At 39.4% G+C, this 20,293-nt stretch carries 13 protein-coding genes; 9 read left to right on the top strand and 4 right to left on the bottom strand.

Annotated features, from left to right (window positions below; all coding sequences use genetic code 11):
• Positions 1-20: 20 nt before the first annotated feature.
• The gene (locus DVR12_RS06535) at positions 21-1,343 is read right to left on the bottom strand and encodes a sugar MFS transporter (RefSeq protein WP_116974806.1); all 1,323 of its coding nucleotides are present in this window, start codon (positions 1,341-1,343) and stop codon (positions 21-23) included.
• 195 nt (positions 1,344-1,538) lie between these two features.
• Between DVR12_RS06535 and DVR12_RS06525 the strand changes: the two genes are divergently transcribed.
• The 9 genes from DVR12_RS06525 to DVR12_RS06485 all read left to right on the top strand — a co-directional run bounded on the left by DVR12_RS06525 (position 1,539) and on the right by DVR12_RS06485 (position 13,379).
• The gene (locus DVR12_RS06525) at positions 1,539-3,455 is read left to right on the top strand and encodes an MFS transporter (protein ID WP_199417056.1); all 1,917 of its coding nucleotides are present in this window, start codon (positions 1,539-1,541) and stop codon (positions 3,453-3,455) included.
• Positions 3,427-4,392, top strand: coding sequence for an ROK family protein (locus DVR12_RS06520; RefSeq protein WP_116974804.1), 966 nt, complete (start codon positions 3,427-3,429; stop codon positions 4,390-4,392). Before DVR12_RS06525 ends, DVR12_RS06520 begins: the two co-directional genes overlap by 29 nt.
• A gap of 47 nt (positions 4,393-4,439) precedes the next feature.
• Positions 4,440-5,483 (top strand): N(4)-(beta-N-acetylglucosaminyl)-L-asparaginase, encoded by a 1,044-nt coding sequence (locus DVR12_RS06515; protein WP_116974802.1) that lies wholly within the window; start codon positions 4,440-4,442, stop codon positions 5,481-5,483.
• Between the two features lie 131 nt (positions 5,484-5,614).
• Positions 5,615-6,370, top strand: a complete 756-nt coding sequence (locus DVR12_RS06510) for a copper homeostasis protein CutC (protein ID WP_116974800.1) — start codon at positions 5,615-5,617, stop codon at positions 6,368-6,370.
• Positions 6,371-6,430: 60 nt separating this feature from the next.
• Complete coding sequence (locus tag DVR12_RS06505) at positions 6,431-7,315, top strand: alkaline phosphatase (RefSeq protein ID WP_116974797.1); 885 nt, start codon at positions 6,431-6,433, stop codon at positions 7,313-7,315.
• A gap of 42 nt (positions 7,316-7,357) precedes the next feature.
• A complete protein-coding gene (locus tag DVR12_RS06500) occupies positions 7,358-8,128 on the top strand; it encodes an endonuclease/exonuclease/phosphatase family protein (protein ID WP_116974796.1) in 771 nt (256 codons plus the stop codon).
• A gap of 43 nt (positions 8,129-8,171) precedes the next feature.
• A complete protein-coding gene (locus tag DVR12_RS06495) occupies positions 8,172-10,457 on the top strand; it encodes a glycoside hydrolase family 20 protein (RefSeq protein ID WP_116974794.1) in 2,286 nt (761 codons plus the stop codon).
• A 234-nt stretch (positions 10,458-10,691) separates the two neighbouring features.
• A complete protein-coding gene (gene nagB, locus DVR12_RS06490; protein ID WP_116974792.1) occupies positions 10,692-12,617 on the top strand; it encodes a glucosamine-6-phosphate deaminase in 1,926 nt (641 codons plus the stop codon).
• A gap of 195 nt (positions 12,618-12,812) precedes the next feature.
• On the top strand, positions 12,813-13,379 hold the full coding sequence (locus DVR12_RS06485; RefSeq protein ID WP_116974791.1) for a hypothetical protein: 567 nt from the start codon (positions 12,813-12,815) through the stop codon (positions 13,377-13,379).
• A gap of 113 nt (positions 13,380-13,492) precedes the next feature.
• Here DVR12_RS06485 and DVR12_RS06480 read toward each other — a convergent pair whose 3' ends face one another.
• The 3 genes from DVR12_RS06480 to DVR12_RS06470 form a co-directional block, all read right to left on the bottom strand.
• Complete coding sequence (locus DVR12_RS06480; protein ID WP_147323420.1) at positions 13,493-14,611, bottom strand: hypothetical protein; 1,119 nt, start codon at positions 14,609-14,611, stop codon at positions 13,493-13,495.
• 153 nt (positions 14,612-14,764) lie between these two features.
• Positions 14,765-18,001, bottom strand: a complete 3,237-nt coding sequence (locus DVR12_RS06475; RefSeq protein WP_116974787.1) for a PAAR-like protein — start codon at positions 17,999-18,001, stop codon at positions 14,765-14,767.
• Positions 18,002-18,479: 478 nt separating this feature from the next.
• Entirely contained in the window at positions 18,480-20,261 is a 1,782-nt protein-coding gene (locus DVR12_RS06470) for a type VI secretion system Vgr family protein (RefSeq protein WP_116974785.1), read from the bottom strand.
• Positions 20,262-20,293: the final 32 nt, after the last annotated feature.

Here is a 20,293-nt window from a genome sequence, read left to right as displayed (position 1 = left end):
AATCTTTTAACCGGTAATGGTTATTTCCTGCCTACTTTATCACCTATAAATGCATACAGGAGAATATACAGGTAACAAGGAACCATGCAATAGAGGAAGGCATGGCGAAAATCGATATTTGGATTATATAAAAAGCTAAACATACTTTCTTCGCTAAACATACCGCTATAAACCTGCGGTATAATTGCACCACCGGCAATACCCATGATCAACAGGGCAGAACCAATTTTAGTAAAACGGCCCAAACCATCAATTGCCATTGGGAAGATGGCAGGCCACATCAATGCATTAGCCAAACCTAACAAGGCAATGAAAATAATAGCTGAATAGCCGGTTGACATATATGATGCTACGGTAAATAAGATACCTAAAACAGCTGAAATCTGCAAACTCTTCTTACCATTAAGATATTTTGGAATGGTTGCAACACCAACCAAATAACCGATCAGCATAGCTGTAAGGGTAAATGGCGTAAAGTATTTAGTCTGATCAGTACTCAATCCCAGAGAGTGACCGTAAATACCGATTACATCACCTGCCATTACTTCTACCCCAACATACGTAAAGATACAAAGTACACCCAGCGTCAGTTGAGGGAACTGTAATACATTCGTTTTACCTAAGGTAGCTGCAGCGGTAGATTCATCTTCCTGATTGGTATCAATCTCCGGTAATGAAGAACGCTTTAATAAAAAAGCCAGGATTACCAGTACAATTGCAATAACGATATAAGGAGTCTGCACTCTGGCAGCCAGTTCATTCAGCAAAGTAGTTTTTTCAGCAGGATCAATGGTTGCAGCGATCTTTGTTTCGAGTTCAGTTGCATTTTTCAGAACAATTGAACTAAGAATAATCGGAGCCAATATTCCGGCGGTTTTATTACAGATTCCCAAAATACTAATGCGCTTTGCAGCACTTTCTTTTGGTCCGATGATACTGGCATAAGGATTAGAAGCAGTTTGCAGCAAAGCCAATCCGGCACCCTGCACAAACAATCCGGTCAGGAATATTCCAAAATTACGTGAGTTGGCAGCAGGGATAAAGATTAGTGAACCTATCGCAATAATAAGAAGGCCTAATGCCATTCCATTTTTAAATCCGGTGCGATCAAGAATATAGGAGGAAGGTATTGCTAATACAAAATAGGCCATGAAAAATGCCATTGTCACCAATAATGCCTGTGCAACATTCAGTTCACAAACTATTTTGAAGAATTGGATCAAGGTGCCATTTAGCCAGGTAACAAAACCAAATATGAAGAATAACATGGCAATGATAGCCATAGATTGTGCGTACCCCGTCTGTTTTGGAGGGGCTTCCATTGTTACTGTTTGGTTGGACATAATGTGGTCAGATTATTTTTAGATGGACACGAACTTAATCAAACTTCTCTTATATTTCTTGTATATTTCTCAAATATTTTTGCTAAAACGTTTTATCTATATAGTATATTGCAAGAAAAATTATACTTTTTAAAAAAATTTAAAAAAAATAATTATACATTTAACCGGCAAAAATTTCACAGTAACAACACGTTTATGACTCAGCATTCAAAACAAAATTCACAAAGCACTCATCCTTCGTTCTTTGTGCTTATTCTGGTTTTCTTTTTCTGGGGATTTCTGGCTGCGTCCAACAGTATCTTTATCCCTTTTTGTAAATCGCATTTCAACCTTACCCAACTGGAGTCCCAGTTAATTGATTTTGCCTTTTATAGTGCCTACTTTATTGGTTCTTTGCTTTTATATCTGTTTTCTGCTGCCAGAAAAGTAGATATCCTGAACAAGATCGGCTACAGAAAAGGTATCATTTACGGTCTCCTTATTTCTGTACTGGGTGCAGGTATTATGATTCCATGTGTCAACAAAGAGAAAATCGTTTCTATCTCGGAAACCGTGAAAGACATCAGCAGTTTCCAGGTAGATCAGCAATTGCAAACATCCGACAGACAAGTAAAGATCCGTCGTGAGAAAGCTCCGGACACTTATTCACTTTTAATTAGTGAAGGAGACAAAGCTGATCAGTACATTTCCAATCAACAGTTATTGTCTGCTGTAGCAGGTGGATTTAACAAAGATGATGAACATCATCAGTATGTTGCCACTTTCAACAAAGCCAATGTTGAAAAAGTAACAACGGTGTTGGCAAATGATTTCCAGCAAACAGTTACTTTCGGTTACTTTGCGCTGATCCTGATGGCATTATTTATTGTGGCATTAGGTTTCTCTCTGCAACAAACAGCCGCTAATCCTTTTGCCATTCTGTTAGGTGATCCTGCTAAAGGTTCTCACCGTCTGAATCTGGCTGGTGGTGTAAACTCATTCGGTACTACTATTGGCCCGATCATCGTGAGTATGTTGTTATTCGGTAACATTAAAGGAGGTGATGTAAGCACTGATATTAGTAAGATCAATACTCTTTACATCTTATTAATTGTTCTCTTCCTTGTTGCTGCTGCTATTTTTGCCTTTGTAAAAATGCCTGAGTCTCAGGATTCTGAAGTTTTCGAATCTTCTCCGAAAGCTACCAGATCACTGCTTGGCATTACCCTGATGTTCATTCTTATCCTTGTGGGATTAATTATGAAGATCGAATTACCATTCTTCATTGCAGGTATCGTTGGTATTATCGGCGTACTCTTTTATACAAAACAAGCTTCTGCCAATAATAGTGAAGGTTGGGGAGCGATGAGATATCCACAATTGATTTTGGGTATGCTTGCTATCTTCATCTATGTTGGTGTTGAAGTAACCATTGCCAGTAACCTGGGTGCATTATTGAAACATCCTGGCTTCCTTACCGTTAATGGTTTGGCTGAATCACAGCTCGATCCGTACGTTTCCCTGTTTTGGGGTAGTATGATGATTGGTCGCTGGACTGGTGCCATCTCTGTATTTAATGTATCTAAAACAGTACGTAACATTCTTTGCGTAATTGTACCATTCATTGCTTACGGTGTGGTATTGGCAGCAAACGTCATCAGAGGAAACGATATTTCAGTTTTATATCCATATTCCATTTGTATAGTAATCCAGATTATCGGTTTCTTTGCCGGACAGGATAAGCCAGCAAAAACACTGATGGTATTTGGTTTACTGGGTATTGGATCTATTTTGATAGGTTTATTCACAACCGGGCCTGTTGCTACTTTTGCCTTTATCAGCGGCGGTTTATACTGTTCTGTAATGTGGCCTAGCATCTTCGCATTATCTATTGCCGGTTTGGGCAAATATACTGGTCAGGGCTCTGCCTTCCTGGTTATGATGATTCTTGGTGGTTCTTTGATCCCTCCTGTACAAGGTGGATTGGCAGATATTCCAAGCATTGGTATCCACGCCTCTTACATCATTCCAGCCCTCTGCTTTGCTTACCTGGCCTTCTTCGCATTTAGAGTTAAAACCATTTTAAAATCTCAAGGAATTGATTATGAGTCAGCAATTAGTGGTGGGCATTGATATTGGGGGAACTAATACAAAATTCGGCGTTGTAGATCGCAGAGGAAATATCTTGTGTGATGGTCGGATGTTAACAAATCAGTATGAGGATGTAAACGATTTTCTGGACGAATTACATCAACACCTTTCTGTTTTAATTGAGCAGGCTGGTGGTATGGAAAATATAAAAGGAATTGGCGTTGGTGCTCCTAACGGTAATTACTATACCGGAAATATCGAATACGCTCCAAATTTACGTTGGAAAGGTATTGTGCCACTGGCTAGCCTTTTAGAACAAAAATTTGGTGTACCTACTGTTCTGACAAACGATGCTAATGCAGCTGCATTAGGTGAATTGATATACGGTGCTGCAAGAGGCATGAAAGATTTCATCGTAATAACACTCGGAACCGGAGTTGGAAGCGGCATTGTTGCCAACGGTCAACTCATCTACGGTCATGATGGTTTTGCCGGTGAACTTGGCCACTGCATCGTAATTCCGGATGGCCGTCCACACCCTGGTACCGGCGCATTAGGTTCCTTGGAAGCCTATGCATCTGCTACCGGTGTTACTGCTTCAGCGTTGGAATTTTTAGCTACGCGCCCCGATACTCCTAGCATATTGCGCGAACATAGTAAAGAAGAAATCAATTCTAAAGTAATCTATGAAGCAGCGATGAAAGGCGATCCGCTGGCAACGGAAGTATATGAATTTACAGGTAAGATCTTAGGTGAAGCCCTGGCAAATTTCGTTATGTTCTCAAGCCCGGAAGCTATCATCCTCTTTGGTGGCTTAACTAAAGCCGGTGATCTGATCATGAAACCAGTTAGGGAGCATATGGAAAAGAACGTGCTTCCTATTTTCCAGAATAAAGTTAAATTGCTGTTCTCTGAACTGAAGGAAAGCGATGCTGCTATTTTGGGTGCCAGTGCACTGGCGTGGGAAATGAAAGATTAGCATAGCCGCACTTCAGCAAAATTGAAGTGAATAACTAAATGCTATTTATGAAAGATAGAAGATCATTTTTGAAAACAGCGGCACTTGGAGCCGCTGTTTTCTCATTAGATGGGGTTACTGCCGCACCTACCCGCAGAACCGCCAAACCTGGCCAACCAATCGTTGTATCCACCTGGGATTTTGGTAGAGCTGCCAATGCTGCCGCCTGGGAAATTCTTAAAAAAGGGGGCCGCGCCCTTGATGCTGTAGAAGCTGGTGTAAAAGTACCCGAAGCCGATCCCAACAACCATACTGTCGGATTCGGTGGATTTCCCGACCGAGACGGCAGAGTTACCCTCGATGCTTGTATCATGGACGAAAATGGTAACTGCGGCTCTGTTGGCGCCCTGGAACATATTACCCATGCCATCTCCGTAGCCCGACTGGTGATGGAAAAAACACCGCATGTAATGCTGGTTGGTGATGGCGCTCTTCAATTTGCACTGGCAAATGGCTTCAAAAAAGAAAATCTGCTCACCCCTGAAGCCGAAAAAGCCTGGAAAGAATGGCTGAAAAAATCTGAATACAAACCCATCATCAACATAGAAAATTCTTCCTACGGACAAGGAAATAACCCCACCACATTCAATCCGCTGAAACTTCCTGGTAACGTTTACAATCACGATACCATCGGTATGCTGGCACTGGATGCTCAGGGCAATATGTCCGGAGCCTGCACAACCAGCGGTATGGCATTTAAATTACATGGCCGTTTAGGAGACTCTCCAATTATCGGAGCTGGCTTATATGTTGATAATGAAATTGGTGGTGCTACCAGTACAGGCGTTGGTGAAGAAGTAATAAAAATTGTAGGCAGTCACCTCGTCGTGGAATTAATGCGACAAGGGTATCCTCCGGAAAAGGCATGTAAAGAAGCCGTTGAACGTATTGTAAGAAGAAGCCCGGCTAAAGCAAAAGAAATTCAGATAGGCTTCCTTGCATTAAATAAAAAAGGACAACATGGTGCCTATTGCCTGCAACAAGGATTCAATTATGCAGTTTGTACTGCCAACAACTGCGATACATTGATCGATGGCAAGCACTATTTTTAATTGTTGCTCGCAGAGAAGGTAAGTTTTTTGAAGAAGCATAAGATATTTATACAGAAAAATATTAATTACAAAAGTCTTATGTCTCTTCAAAAAACTTTCCTTCTCTGCGAGCAAAACCCAAAACATTACTTATGGCATTTACGCTCGAAATATGCGCCGGTTCTGTTGCCTCCTGCCTGGCTGCTCAAAATGGAGGTGCCAATAGAATTGAGCTTTGTGATAATCTGTTGGAAGGAGGTACTACTCCGTCTTATGGAACAATTGCCCTCGCAAGAGAGAAAACACAAATTGCTCTCTACCCCATAATCAGGCCAAGGGGTGGCGATTTCCTCTATTCCGATCTGGAGTTTGAAACAATGATCAAAGACATTGAACTTTGCAAACAACTGGGATGCAATGGCGTAGTTGCCGGAATCCTGACTGCAGACGGAAGAGTTGATAAAGTAAGATGCAAAGTACTGACCACCGTTGCTGCTCCGTTGAAAGTTACCTTTCACAGAGCATTTGATATGACCGATAATCCGTTTGAGGCTTTAGAAGATATTATTGCTCTTGGCTTTGAAAGAATCCTCACCTCCGGAGGCAGAAATACCGCATTGGAAGGTGCTACCCTGCTGAAAGATTTACTGATTCGCGCCAACGACAGAATTGCCATAATGGCTGGTTCAGGAGTACGATCCGGTAACATAGAACAATTAATTAAAAGTACCGGAATTACAGAATATCATACCTCCGCTAAAGCCTATGAAGACAGCAAAATGGTTTACAGAAACCCAAATATAAGTATGGGTGGCATACCGGGAGTACCTGAATATGGCATTTCAGAAACACAGCAAAAAGAAGTAGCCCTTATACGTGAGATTGCAGAAAAAACATTATTATCTTAGCAACCAGCTATAGTAGAATTAAGTCAGCGGAGACTTTATCCGCCCAAAAGTGAACAACGAATGAAAAAATTGATTTTAGCAGTAAGCCTGCTAGTTAGTAGTTACTATGCGCAGGCCCAGATAAAAGGTGTGAAACACGTCATTCTTATCGGTATGGATGGTTTCGGCGCCTACAGCTTTCAAAAAGCTGATAATCCTAATATGAAACAAATGATGCAGGATGGCAGCTATACACTGCAGGCTCGTAGTGTACTTCCCTCCTCCAGTGCTGTAAACTGGGCATCAATGGTAATGGGTGCAGGCCCTGAAGTTCATGGATATACGGAATGGAATAGCCAGAAACCTGAACTACCCTCCAGAGAATTAGATAAATACGGCCTGTTTCCTTCCATCTATACGCTGTTACGCGAACAAAAACCTGCTGCTGAAATTGGAGTTATCTATAGTTGGGATGGTATCGGTTATTTGTTCCCCAAAGAAGCAGTAAACAAAGCTGTTGCCTGCCATGATAATGATAGCCTGGCTTCAGCTAACGCAATTGACTATATCAAATCTAAAAAACCTGACTTCCTGTTCATCCATTTCGACGAACCGGATGGCACAGGACATAACATCGGACATAATACCCCTGAATATTACAACCAGGTTCATATTAATGATATCAGACTAGGTGAAATTTTTCAGGCAGTAAAAGACGCCGGCATGTGGAATAATACCATTATTTTGCTGACAGCAGATCATGGTGGTATTAAAAAAGGTCATGGTGGAAAAACTATGGAAGAAATGCAAATACCCTGGATTATCCGTGGCCCGGGAATTGCTAAGAACCATGAAATAAAGAATAGTGTCGTTACTTATGATACCGCAGCCACTCTTGCCTGGATTTTTGGATTGAAAACTCCGGCTGTCTGGACAGGTAGGCCAGTGAAAGAAGCGTTTAAATAAAGAAAGGAATAAACTATCCCTTTCCTTCTAAATATTACTATTATGAAAAGACTGCTGCTTATTACTGCTGTATGTTTATTCAACTTTTATGCTCAGGCTCAAAACCAGCGAATAAAAGTATTGACCTACAACATACATCATGGGGAAAATATGAAACAGGAGGTAGATCTGAAAGGCATTGCCAATGTAATATTAGCCACAAACCCGGATCTTGTTGCCCTACAGGAAGTAGACAGCGTTGTGCCCCGCTCTAAAAGTGCTGATCAACTCAAGGAATTAGCATCAATTACCGGCATGTACACCTACTTCGTTAAAGCACTGGATATCGAAGGTGGAGGATATGGAACCGGCATTCTCTCCCGCTTTCCCATTAAAAACAGCATTACTATACCACTCCCTACCAATAAAGACAGCGAACCAAGAGCAGCTGGTATTGTAACCATTCAACTGCCCGGCGACAGCGATATCCATTTCGTAACCACACATTTTGATGCAAGCAGAAAAGGAGCCGAAAGAATAGAACAAGCCAACACACTGGCCAGATATTTTGAAACCGCCAGAACTCCGGTTATTCTATGTGGCGATTTGAATGCAGCTCCCAATACTAAAGAAATAAAAGTACTAAAACAGGTATTTACTGATGCTACACATCAATCCGGTCCTACTTTTCCTTCAGATACTCCTAAAACAAAGCTCGACTACATTTTGCTTGCTCCTAAGGGCAAATGGAATGCTTCAGGCGCAAAGGTTATCGAAGAAACAGTAGCATCTGATCATCGACCTGTCATTTGTGAATTAGAGCTAGTGAGATAAGAATTATTCTCTTATCCATACCAACAATTAACATGCAATAATTATGAAATCAGTGAACTACCTATGCTTAGTTATAGCCATAGCACTCTGCAGTTGTTCCTCCTTAAAACAAGCAGATATCCCTAAAGGCCAGATAAGCATTATTCCTTTGCCTGCAAGTGTTAAACCAACTGCCGACTCATTCCTGCTCGACAAGCAGACAGTTATTGTAATTGATAATGCCCAGGATGAACCAACAGCAGCATTACTGAATGCATGGATCAAAGAATTGACAGGATACGAGCTATCTATAAACCATTCTGGTACAGATAACGCCATATTTCTGCATAGCGGTAATGATACTACTCAGCCGGAAGGCTACTCCCTTAAAGTAGAAAACCATAAAATTAATATTACTGGTAATTCTGCTGCAGGAACCTTCTACGGTGTTCAAACACTTATGCAATTACTTCCATTGAGTAAGTCTGCCGCTTTATACATTCCGGGAGTAGGCATCACAGATAGTCCAAGATTTGCCTATCGTGGATTACACCTCGATGCTGGTCGCCACTTCTTCCCAGTATCATTTGTTAAGAAGTATATAGATCTCATGGCTTTTCATAAGTTCAATACCTTTCACTGGCACCTTACTGAAGACCAGGGCTGGCGTATTGAAATCAAGAAATATCCCCGCTTACAGGAGATAGCTTCCAAACGAAAAGAAACAATGAAAGGTAAATATTCAGACAACCAATATGATGGAAAACCATACGGCGGATATTATACCCAGGAAGAAATAAAAGAAGTTGTAAAATATGCACAGGAACGATTTGTAACAATCATTCCGGAAATTGAAATGCCCGGTCACTCCCTTGCTGCTCTGGCAGCCTATCCTGATTTAGGATGTACTGGCGGCCCATATGAAACCGGTACGCGTTGGGGAGTATATGATGACGTATACTGTGCCGGTAATGATAGTGTATTTGTTTTCCTTCAAAATGTATTGGATGAAGTAATTCCTCTTTTCCCTGGAAAATATATTCATATCGGAGGAGATGAATGTCCTAAAGTTCGTTGGGAGAAATGCCCGAAGTGCCAGGCACGTATGAAACTTGAAGGATTAAAGAATGAACACGCATTACAGAGCTACTTCATTCAAAGAATGGAAAAATACCTCAATAGTAAAGGCAAACAAATTATTGGATGGGATGAAATATTAGAAGGTGGGTTGGCCCCAAACGCTACAGTAATGAGCTGGAGAGGTATCCAGGGTGGCATTGCAGCTGCTAAACAACACCACGATGTAGTTATGACACCGGGTGATTTCTGTTATTTTGATCATTACCAGTCACTGGGCCCTAACGAGCCTTTGGCTATAGGAGGTTTTCTTCCTGTTAAAAAAGTATACGAGTATGAGCCTATACCTGCCGCTTTAAGCGCAGATGAAGCGAAGTATATCAAAGGAGCGCAAGCTAACTTATGGAGCGAGTATATTTCAAACAACGATTATATGGAATATATGGTGTATCCACGTGCCACAGCATTAGCTGAGGTTTTGTGGTCACCGGCCGATAAGAGGAATTACAATGATTTTCTGGAACGTTTAAAGATTCACGTTGCACATCTCGATAAAAAGAAAGTCAATTATGCCAAACATATTTTTGAAGTAACAGGTCAACAGACGTTTAAAGATGGAAAAGAGTTCCAGGTTTTGGATAGTAAATTACAAAACGGGAAAATATTTTTCACAACAGATAGTACCGCCCCTACTCCACAGTCGACTCCTTACACAGAACCTATTGCAATTAATCAAACTGGAACAATAAGAGCGCAGGTATTTCTTGATAAAAAGCCTTTTGGCAATGAATATAACCAGCATTTTATCTATCACAAGGCATTAGGCAGGAAAGTAAAGCTAACAAATGAAGCAGATGCAAGCTACAGACCTGTAGCAACAACAATATTGGTAGATGGTATAAGAGGTAATGAATCATATAACGACAATCAATGGTTTGGATATAAGGATAAGGATTTTCAGGCGATCGTTGATTTAGATAGCGTGCAGGACATAAGCAATATTAGTATTAGGGTATTGCAAAAGAAAGGTGATTGGATTTATGCTCCCGGCAAGGTAACATTCTCTGTTTCTGAAGATGGAGAACATTATAAAGAAGTATTTCGCCAGACAACATTCAATGGATCTGGAATCATCACAGTTAATGGCGTATTTAATACGTTTAAAGGCAGATATGTGAAAGCGGATGTACAACGGTTTGGTAAGATTCCTGCAGGAGCAGAAGGGGCCGGTGATCAGGCATGGTTAATGGTAAATGAACTGGAGGTACATTAAAAAAACCGTTCGAGTAATACTGCGAACGGCTTGTATAATGACTCCTACACCAAAAAATTTTAATACGGCCTCATCGGCTGTTATATAAACATATTAACGGAATGGAATATCAAATGGTTTGATTAAGCTACGGAAATATTAATTAAATTTTGCTAAATAAAACTAGACTTTAGCAGTAAATTTTTTTAATTTTCCGGCTCGTTTTTAAACCGCATCTAATCAAAAACGTTTACAATGACGATTAATCATCAGGAAATCGAACTGATTGACAGCTTTGAACAAATTGCTGTGGAAATACACCCCTCTGCCAAAGAGGGTTCCAAAGCAGTTGCCCAGGAAATTGCCAAACTTATACGTGAGAAACAAGCAGCAGGACAAAAATGTGTATTAGGGTTAGCCACAGGCTCTACTCCTAAATATATGTATGCTGAATTGGTACGTATGCACAAAGAAGAAGGGTTGAGTTTTAAGAATGTTATTACATTCAATCTGGATGAATATTATCCGATTGAGCCAGACGCTTTACAAAGCTACAACCGCTTTATGAAGGAACATTTGTTCAATCATATTGATATTCCGGAAGACCAATATTTTATTCCTGATGGAACTATTCCTAAAGATCAGATTAAAAAATATTGCGAGCAGTATGATAGAAAAATAGAGGAATTCGGAGGAGTTGATTTACAGGTATTGGGTATTGGAAACAATGGCCATATTGGTTTCAACGAACCGGGTTCTAATCTGAACTCTCATACCCGTCTTGTTACCTTAGATAACAGCACTCGTTTAGCAAATGCTTATGAGTTCCCTAATATGAGCCAGGTGCCACGCCTTGCCATTACTATGGGCTTAGGTTCTATCTTTAAGGCTAAGCGCATTCTGTTAATGGCCTGGGGTTCACACAAAGCTAAAATTGTTTGCCGCTCAGTTGAAGGACAAACCAGCGATCAGGTACCTGCTTCTTTACTGCAGCAACATCCTAATTGCCAGTTTGTGATCGATGAGCAAGCTGCAACTGAGCTGACCCGCTTTAAAGAACCTTGGCTCACCGGTGACTGTGAATGGACTCCTAGTCTCATTCGTAAGGCAGTTACCAGTTTAGCACTGAAACTCAACAAACCAATCCTTATGCTCACAGATAAAGACTATAACGAAAATGGTCTGAATGATCTGATTGTGCAATACGGATCGGCATATGAACTAAATATCGAAGAGTTTAACAGCATCAGAGATACTATTACCGGTTGGCCTGGTGGAAAACCTGGTCCTCAGCTTCCTAACCATCCGGAGCGTTCCGAACCTGCTAAAAAACGTGCATTAATTTTTTCTCCGCATCCGGATGATGATATTATCTCTATGGGCGGTACGTTTATTCGTTTACACGAACAGGGTCATGATGTTCACGTTGCCTATCAAACTTCCGGTAACATTGCGGTAACTGATGAATTTGTACTGAGATTTATCGACTTTGCCGTAGGCTTTGAAGGAATGTTTGATATCGATAAAAGCAAAAGCTCTCAAATCCTGGATGAGGCTAAAGCTTTTATCCGTACTAAAAAACCTAGTCAGAAAGATACTCCCGAGATTCGCGCGATTAAAGGGTTGATTCGTCGCTGCGAAGCTAAAGCTACCTGCCGTTATGTAGGTATTCCTGAGGAGAATGCTCATTTCATGAACCTTCCTTTCTACGAAACAGGGTTAGTAGAGAAAAAGCCAATGGGGCCTGAAGATGTAGCCCTTACTGTAGAATTACTGCGTAAAATTAAACCACAGCAAATCTATTGCGCCGGCGACCTGGCAGATCCACATGGTACTCACAAGGTGTGTCTCGACGTTATTTTTGCTGCTTTGGATATTGTAAAACAAGATGATTGGGCAAAAGATTGTTGGGTATGGTTGTATAAAGGAGCCTGGCAAGAATGGGATATCCATGAAATTGAAATGGCCGTTCCAATGAGCCCGGATCAGGTTTTACAAAAACGCCTCGGAATCTTTATTCACCAAAGTCAGAAAGACGTAGTTCCTTTCCAGGGAACCGACTTACGTGAATTCTGGCAAAGAGCCGAAGATCGTAATGCCAATACCGCTGATCTGTATGATAGACTAGGCTTGCAGAAATATGCTGCAATGGAAGCCTTTGTACGTTATCATTTTATGTAATAAAGCTGGAGGGTGTATCAAAAATAATATTTAACTGGTTGTACCAGGTAAATTGTGAAGTGAATTCAAGCCTTTACTAAATTATTTTTGATACATCCTCTTATTCTGTTAGGAGCCTGACATATATCTACAGAACTTTTTCCATTCCTACCAAATAAAAAGACTAAATTACAATAGTAAATATCATAGCCTTCAATGGAAAACGACATCCTCATTGACTTTAAATTTAGGGCAAAAGAAAAACCGAAGTTTGGTGATTTATTTTTAATCACTGGGGAAGAACACCCAAAATTTCCGCCGAAAAATAAATCTTTTGCACAATTAGCACCTTTAGGATTCGAGCAGCTCGATGACTTTTTTGGAATTCTAAATAGTGAAGACACTGGAGACGATGTTCTGATCTGGTTATTTCCCATGCTAAATGGGGAAGAAGTATTTTTGAACAGTGGTCCTTTTGACGCTATTCGTTTGTCTTACAGTGCTTTACGTAATGCTCCTGCAACAATATCTCTGTTAGAAGAATGCTTTAGAGCATTTAAGAGTCTTCCCGATACTACAGTAGTTTTTGAAGATCAACCTATTACTGATTTCTCTCCTATCCAGGCCAAAGCAAATGAAGTGGTAGCCCACTGGAGAAGTAATGGTGTTGAACCCGGATCCGAACAAAGTATGCTAATAGAAGAAGATGATGATGAGGATTGGGAGGATGATGATGAATGGGATGATTGGGAAGATACCGAACAAGACTATAAAAAGAACTAAGCATATTGATGGAAGAGGCGATTATCTCGCCTCTTTTTATTCAGCCTAAATCCACAAATACCTTTAAATAGGATTATAATTCATTATTTCGATACCCACAATAAGTCTATTTCTCATTTTATTTCTCTGATCCTGCTTGCATGAACGAAGCCTCTGGTTCCATCCTTCTTTTCAACTATCCACCAATTACCCGCTAGTGGCCAATAATAAAACGATTCATTAGCCATCAGTTTTGCAATAATCGCTGCAGTTTTACTATTCATAGAACGACGGATATTCGTATACCCATCTTTATCCTGGATTATTCCAATTTTAGCCAGGGATTTATCTTTCAAATGGCTTGTCAATTCCAACAAATAATATTCACCATCTTCCTGTCTATCGATGGCTCTTTCTTTTGGGGTTTTATAGGTATCAACAAATTCCTGCAAATCATTTAGCTTATAAAACTGATGCTCTTTCCAAAGTTTAATCAATTCGGGATGCACATCCAATCTTTGTTCACAGTATCCTGTTATTGAACTTTGCAAGGAAGCATCCAATAATCTTGCTATCGTTTCCTCGGGATCTTTGTATTGCTCTTTAGCGTTATCTATTCTTTCTAACAAGCTATATGTGAGATACATTAAGTTAGGTTGATATTCGACCACCTTCTGCAACATTGTTTTTCTTAATTGCCACTTACTTCCTTTGTCAAACAGTAAATCATGGATTTCCACTGTTCCGGTTTCGTCATTAATATGCCTGAATGTAAATTTCATCCATTCTGGATTACCTGTGTAACCAATTTCTTCTACCAATTCATAAATAACCTCAGGATGTGATGCCTTAAAATATGCAAAGGCTGCCTGATCATCATACAGCACCATTTTATTGTAGTTACATAAATCCAACTGCACAACTCCATCTTCATGGGATGAATACGCAAAATGAATATACCTCGCATCTTTAACAGCAACAGTAAGGCCCATATTGTCTAATGCCACATAATTACCGGGAGATTTCAGAATATCAACACTATAGATTCTTTTAATTTTTGCAGCGAAATCCTCAAGGCTTAAATCATGTAGTTTACAGGCTGTTATCATTTTCCTGCCCGACTTAAAAAATCTGGCTTCCACAGCGGAAGAGAAATATGTTTTTTCTTCTGTGCCGGAATTCTGTTTATTGGTTGATGATTGTGCTTTTGTCATACCGGGTAACAACAATATTATTAGTATAAGATTTTTCATAAATTGAATTTATACAGATTAGTATTCGGGGCTCTTAATGCTCTAACATATTTATAGCTACTAAAGAAATTTACAGAATAAAAAGAGGAGCTATTATTGTAATACATGGTTAATCTATATCACCTCCTATCTAGCTCAAGCTGCATAATTGGCCTACCCTCCCGTATCCAAAACACCCATCCACTTAGTGGTACCATTTCCAGCCTTTTTCCAGGTAGAAGTAGCCACCTTTCTCTCCTCAAGAATAATCCTTACAGGCCTGGTTCCCGACTGAAAAGTTAAATCCGGAATCTCTCTATACAATGTACTAACTGGTTCTCTATTCTTTCCGGAAACCAATGTCAGACATCCTTGTGAATCATCTGGCGAAAAATGATGAATAGCTATGCCATCACGCTTTCCGTGTATCCCATTAATGGAAGAAACTCCGGGAGTATCACCGATATACATGCTATACTTTTGGGTAGCTGTACCACTAAAAAGATAATATGTTCCGGGGGGCACCTCATTACAACTACCATAACGCCTGTTGTCGTGCTTCACCGTAATTATATCACCGGTAACCTCATCCAAATAAGTAGTATCCCAGGCATCACGCGACAGATATGTGATGTAATCAGGCTCAGGAAGACAATCGGTCGATTTTAACTGATTATATTTTTCCAATGTAAGATTTCTCCAAACTATTGTTTCATAAACTACATATTTATCAATCTTATGATGTCCGTTTCCCCTTACTACTACAATGCTGCCTATTTGATCCTTCCGGGCATTGTAATGAATACAATTATTTAACCTTAATGTTTTCACTGCCCTATTAAAGAACTCAATTCTTGTTTCCAAATTCTTTAGTGCTGTATTTAAGGGTTTTGTAACAAATGCTACTACTTCTCTTGAAATACCTATATCTGCCCGGGCATTCAACTGATGCTTCTTCCAAAAAGATAGGGCAGAAGACATTGCACTTGCCGAATCATTTTCCAATAAGGAAGGATTACTAACCCAATCAACCTTCTTATCATTAAAATACTTGTTGAAATATTCCGACACTTGTTTATAATTCTCTTTTCCTGTTAGTTGTATAAATCCACGTCCTTTGTATCTCCAGCCATCACCTGTCTTATAATCATGACTATTTCCATTGATCCCGGCATATGCCCAGTTGGCAATGGCTGTTTGTCTTTCAATCCCCGGAGGAGCCTCATTATTCTGACTCCTCCCCCATTCCATGGCTCTTTTCCGTCCTTCTGCTGTTTTAAATCTCCTAAATGTCTCGATCAGTGAGTTAGCAGAATAATTGAAGTTTTCATTTAACTGATAAAATCTGGTTTCCTCGGCTATTTGAGCTAAAAAATGTGCTTTTCTTATGCACCTGGATAGTCCTACAATTGGTCTGAATTTATTGAGGGTTGAAATAGCATCTTGAATCTTTGAAAGATCATTGATCAGTAAATTCCCTTTATTATCAGAGCATATATCCATTATCTCTTCAACTGTAATATCAGCATTACAGGCTGGACATTGATTTACTTTACTGTGTTTATTATTCTTCTGTATTTGGGAGATTGCACTTGTTTTCCCTTTTTTACTGTTCGTCAGTTCAGGAAAAGCCATTATCATTGCATGAGCTCCAAACCATGATTCCTCCTTTATCTTCACATAAAAAGTATGAAACTCTTCTTTGTATTGATGGCGAAAAGATTCCTGTAACTTGAATTGAAAAAAAGCCAATCCATCTTTATTGACATGCGTTCTGCAATTAAAAACCCTCGTATCTTTTCTTAACCAATCTTTATTACCTCTTAACTCTTTTCTATATACTTCTATTTCTAACTCACTAAACAATAAATTCCTTGCATATACTTGTCCATCCAGAGTTTCCCCATATCCCACACAATAAACCTGTTTATTATTTTTCAGAAATTTGATAGATACAATTTCTGGTACAGATTTAAGCTTCAGCAATTTAGCTGGTTGCAATATTGTATCCTGGTATGAAGCATAAACCGGATTACTGAATTTTACCTGTGCATAAAATTTCATCCCGTCTTTGACTTCTTTATGTTTTACCTTATCAGGAACAAAAACAATCCCAATATGGTCGTCAGCTACTCTTTGCCTGTAATGCTGAAGTGATATCCGTTTACCACTGGTTTCATGAATGGCTCCTATTGTTACATCTACCGATAGGTTGTTTGAATGCATGAATGTTAAACTCAGGTGATTCGTTTCACCAAACCCTGTAATAAATTTCTTTAAGCCCTGAGTATCTCTCCAACTTGCAAATTCCAAAGAAGGTCGATTTACGAAAACAGTAACCTGCAGTTCCTTACCCATAGTCTGGAGGTAGGAGTATAATTGATAAGTTCCCGGCATGTCAAATGAATACCTGATTCTGGCTCCTCTGAACGAGTTAAGATCAGGTAGTGTTTCACAATGCCAGCAAACTGCATTAAGCTCAGCCACATCAGGGGGTAACTCAAAATAATCGCTGCTATCCAATTCTATCGTCTCATGAGTTCTGCATTGCTTATCCAGCTTCAGAGATTTCAATTTATTCTCCAGTACAACTATCGTTGCCGATTCGATACGTTTATTGTTGCAATAGGCGATTACACTAAAAGCAGTATTAGGGGTATCGGCTTTTACTAAAACTGAAGTATTTCCTGCCATCACTATTTCTCCTTTGCCAACAACCTGCCAGAAATCCGCTGGATGCCTGTCCATGTGCTTGTTTAGCTCAAATGTTACTACTTCATTCTTTCTTATTTTTCCATTGTAACTATTGTCTTTAATGGGTAAGGAATTTTCATCTCTGGCTTCCCGAATATTAGGATTAGTAGTTATATTGGCTTCAGTATTTTCTGTAGCTTCTATTGACTCATTATTCACCGGGGTATTTTCTGATTGGCTGTTTGTTGCTTGAAAGGAGTCTTTATTTATATCAGTCTGATGGTCTGGAGATTTGAAGCCTGCTGTTTGGCCATTTCTGATGATCTGGATATTCCCACCTTTATTCAAACAAATAGCTTTACTGTTTTCTGTTAATGGATAAGTATTACCTGGTAGGTGAATATGTTCATAATAATTTATCCACTTAAGATTTGCGGTACATGGCACCGGATGCGAAGGGTCCGGAACTTTACAGGTGCCAAAGTTTAATGCAGAAGTATTATTCTCTTTGGTTGTTGCCAGCAGTTTGGTATTGCTTAATGTAAATTTATGGTGACTGATTACCTTTATTTTTTTAGGTGCAGGATTTGTTGCCATAGTACAGGTACAAGTGGCACCATCACAAACCAATAACATTGGCGTTCCTTCACCAGAAGAGGCAGATGTATCATTTGTATCAGCACTCCTTGTTTCATCATGTTCTTTCAATTCAGGCATTTCAAAACTTTTTCTCAGTAATAAAACATCTATTTTAAAACAGGCATATATTGGATTAACAATAGCAATTTGTCATTTGCTTCAGCACAGCTTATTTCATCAAGTTATTTGAACAAAACTTTTTCTCAGTAATAAAACATCTATTTTAAAACAGGCATATATTGGATTAACAATAGCAATTTGTCATTTGCTTCAGCACAGCTTATTTCATCAAGTTATTTGAACAAAACTTTTTCTCAGTAATAAAACATCTATTTTAAAACAGGCATATATTGGATTAACAATAGCAATTTGTCATTTGCTTCAGCACAGCTTATTTCATCAAGTCATTTGATCAAAACTTTTTCTTAGTAATAAAACACCTATTCTAAAACGGGCATATATTGGATTAACAATAGCAATTTGTCATTTGCTTCAGCACAGCTTATTTCATCAAGTTATTTGAACAAAAATTTTTCTCAGTAATAAAACATCTATTCTAAAACAAACTTATTTTCTCTTTGCTCTGAATATCGATTTGCGCAGCACAGATGATTTCCAGGTTTTCCTTAGTGCTTTCCAGTTTTATTTTACCAGCTGTACATTCTACTTCTTTCGCGTGAATTGTATGCTTTTCTGCTACCAGGTTATTTTCGCTTTCAGCTCTCAGCTGCAACAATTCGGTAGCCTGTAGGTTAAGATCTTTTCCGGTATAGCAACTAAAACTTTCACCTGCACATATTGCTATGTTTTCCTGGGTATTAATAAACAATTGTTTCGCTTCCAGATAAATACTTTCAGGCGATTTAATTGAGATGCTTTTATCCCAGCTATCAAATGTGATGCTGTTTCCTACCTTATTGTGAATACTGATTTGCTCTTTGCCAGCCGAATCATTAAACTGGATAGTATGGCCACTACGGGTTTTTATTACTTTAATATTGTTCTCACTATCGTTCCATTCCGGTGTTTCCCTACCATTATATTGGGCACCCAAAACATAGGGCAGTTCAGGATTTGATCCTTCAAAGGCAACCCAAACCTCTTCATTAATTTCAGGCACAAAGTATACCCCCTTTCCTGGGCCGCCATAGGGCATCACAATTCTGATCCAGGGGGAGCTTTCACTCGTCTGCCAATCGAATCTGACCTTTACTCTGCCTAATCCTTTCGGATCATTATTATCAACAATTATAGCCCGCTGTGATTCACAATACGGTGAGTTATCCAGTACTACTTTTGGCATGGCCGTTTCTGCTGCAATTCCCTCAAACAGATTATAATAAGTACCATTTCCAGAATAATGATGATGAACTTTGGTAAGTAAAAAACTACCCTGTAATCGTTTATCTTTTCCGTTGCTTAAATTAATAATATCCCCAACTCTGACTCCTGCATTACCAGACTTTCCTTTTACAGTTACTCTGTTTGCTACAATATGTTGCTCATAAATAGCTACAAGCCTGGAAAGTTCGGATTGTGCCTGACTGCTAAAGCTATCCCGGCTACGGTAAAGGGAAGGTTGATTATATAGCTGATTGCTAGCTGAACAAGCCTGCTGAACATAGCTACTACCATTGTTTAAAGATGGCCATTCTTCGGTATACAAACATCCCTTCCTGTACTCATAATTTTTATGAATTCCCTTGCCTGGTGAGATACCGGCATTAATGGAAAATTCCTGCACATTTAATGGATAGTTTACGTTCCATTCTTTAGGTTTATATTTCCCGAAAAACAGCTGCTGCCCATTGTAAAAGAACCATTCTCCCCGCTGTTCTGCCAGTCTTCTGATAAACCGGTAGCTACTTTCCCTGTACTGAACCGTATAGCGCAACAAAGAATCGGTAGCCGGATTTATTTTTATCTCATTTACAAATCCTTTACAAGCTTTCAAATGCTCTTGTATTATTACAGATAACTTTTGCTGCTCATAACAATGAATATCAGGGTTATTGTCCATCAGAATAGTTGGGCATCCTCCATTTACAATACAGTATTCCAGATTCCCATCTGCTGTACCGCCCATAGTTACATTACTAACAATTCCATTGAAAAGTAGCCCTTCTGTTCTACCATTATCCAAAACAGCATTAATCGTTATTAGTACTTCTTTTCCCAACAATGAAATAGCAGTTCTCCCTAGCGCCAGAAGCCAATCTGTATAGATATGTACACTAAATTCGTGATGCCCATCTATAGGCTGTAAGAGACTAAGATATTTAAATTGTCTGAACTGTTGGCCATCAATAGTAATGATGGCAGATGAATTTAAAGACATGGTTAACAAACATTAAATTGTGAACGGCTATC

Source organism: Chitinophaga silvatica, assembly GCF_003419895.1.
In the GTDB taxonomy this organism is placed as follows: Bacteria; Bacteroidota; Bacteroidia; order Chitinophagales; family Chitinophagaceae; genus Chitinophaga; species Chitinophaga silvatica.
Note: the sequence above shows the minus strand (reverse complement) of the source record. Positions and strands in the feature narration are given on the sequence as shown.

Excerpts from the sequence above, each read along its gene's own strand:
- DVR12_RS06475 (WP_116974787.1), bottom strand. The coding sequence starts at position 18,001 with ATGCCTGAATTGAAAGAACATGATGAAACAAGGAGTGCTGATACAAAT.
- DVR12_RS06470 (WP_116974785.1), bottom strand. The coding sequence starts at position 20,261 with ATGTCTTTAAATTCATCTGCCATCATTACTATTGATGGCCAACAGTTC.
- DVR12_RS06500 (WP_116974796.1), top strand. The coding sequence starts at position 7,358 with ATGAAAAGACTGCTGCTTATTACTGCTGTATGTTTATTCAACTTTTAT.
- DVR12_RS06535 (WP_116974806.1), bottom strand. The coding sequence starts at position 1,343 with ATGTCCAACCAAACAGTAACAATGGAAGCCCCTCCAAAACAGACGGGG.
- DVR12_RS06515 (WP_116974802.1), top strand. The coding sequence starts at position 4,440 with ATGAAAGATAGAAGATCATTTTTGAAAACAGCGGCACTTGGAGCCGCT.
- DVR12_RS06485 (WP_116974791.1), top strand. The coding sequence starts at position 12,813 with ATGGAAAACGACATCCTCATTGACTTTAAATTTAGGGCAAAAGAAAAA.
- DVR12_RS06520 (WP_116974804.1), top strand. The coding sequence starts at position 3,427 with ATGAGTCAGCAATTAGTGGTGGGCATTGATATTGGGGGAACTAATACA.
- DVR12_RS06525 (WP_199417056.1), top strand. The coding sequence starts at position 1,539 with ATGACTCAGCATTCAAAACAAAATTCACAAAGCACTCATCCTTCGTTC.
- nagB (WP_116974792.1), top strand. The coding sequence starts at position 10,692 with ATGACGATTAATCATCAGGAAATCGAACTGATTGACAGCTTTGAACAA.
- DVR12_RS06510 (WP_116974800.1), top strand. The coding sequence starts at position 5,615 with ATGGCATTTACGCTCGAAATATGCGCCGGTTCTGTTGCCTCCTGCCTG.
- DVR12_RS06495 (WP_116974794.1), top strand. The coding sequence starts at position 8,172 with ATGAAATCAGTGAACTACCTATGCTTAGTTATAGCCATAGCACTCTGC.
- DVR12_RS06480 (WP_147323420.1), bottom strand. The coding sequence starts at position 14,611 with ATGAAAAATCTTATACTAATAATATTGTTGTTACCCGGTATGACAAAA.
- DVR12_RS06505 (WP_116974797.1), top strand. The coding sequence starts at position 6,431 with ATGAAAAAATTGATTTTAGCAGTAAGCCTGCTAGTTAGTAGTTACTAT.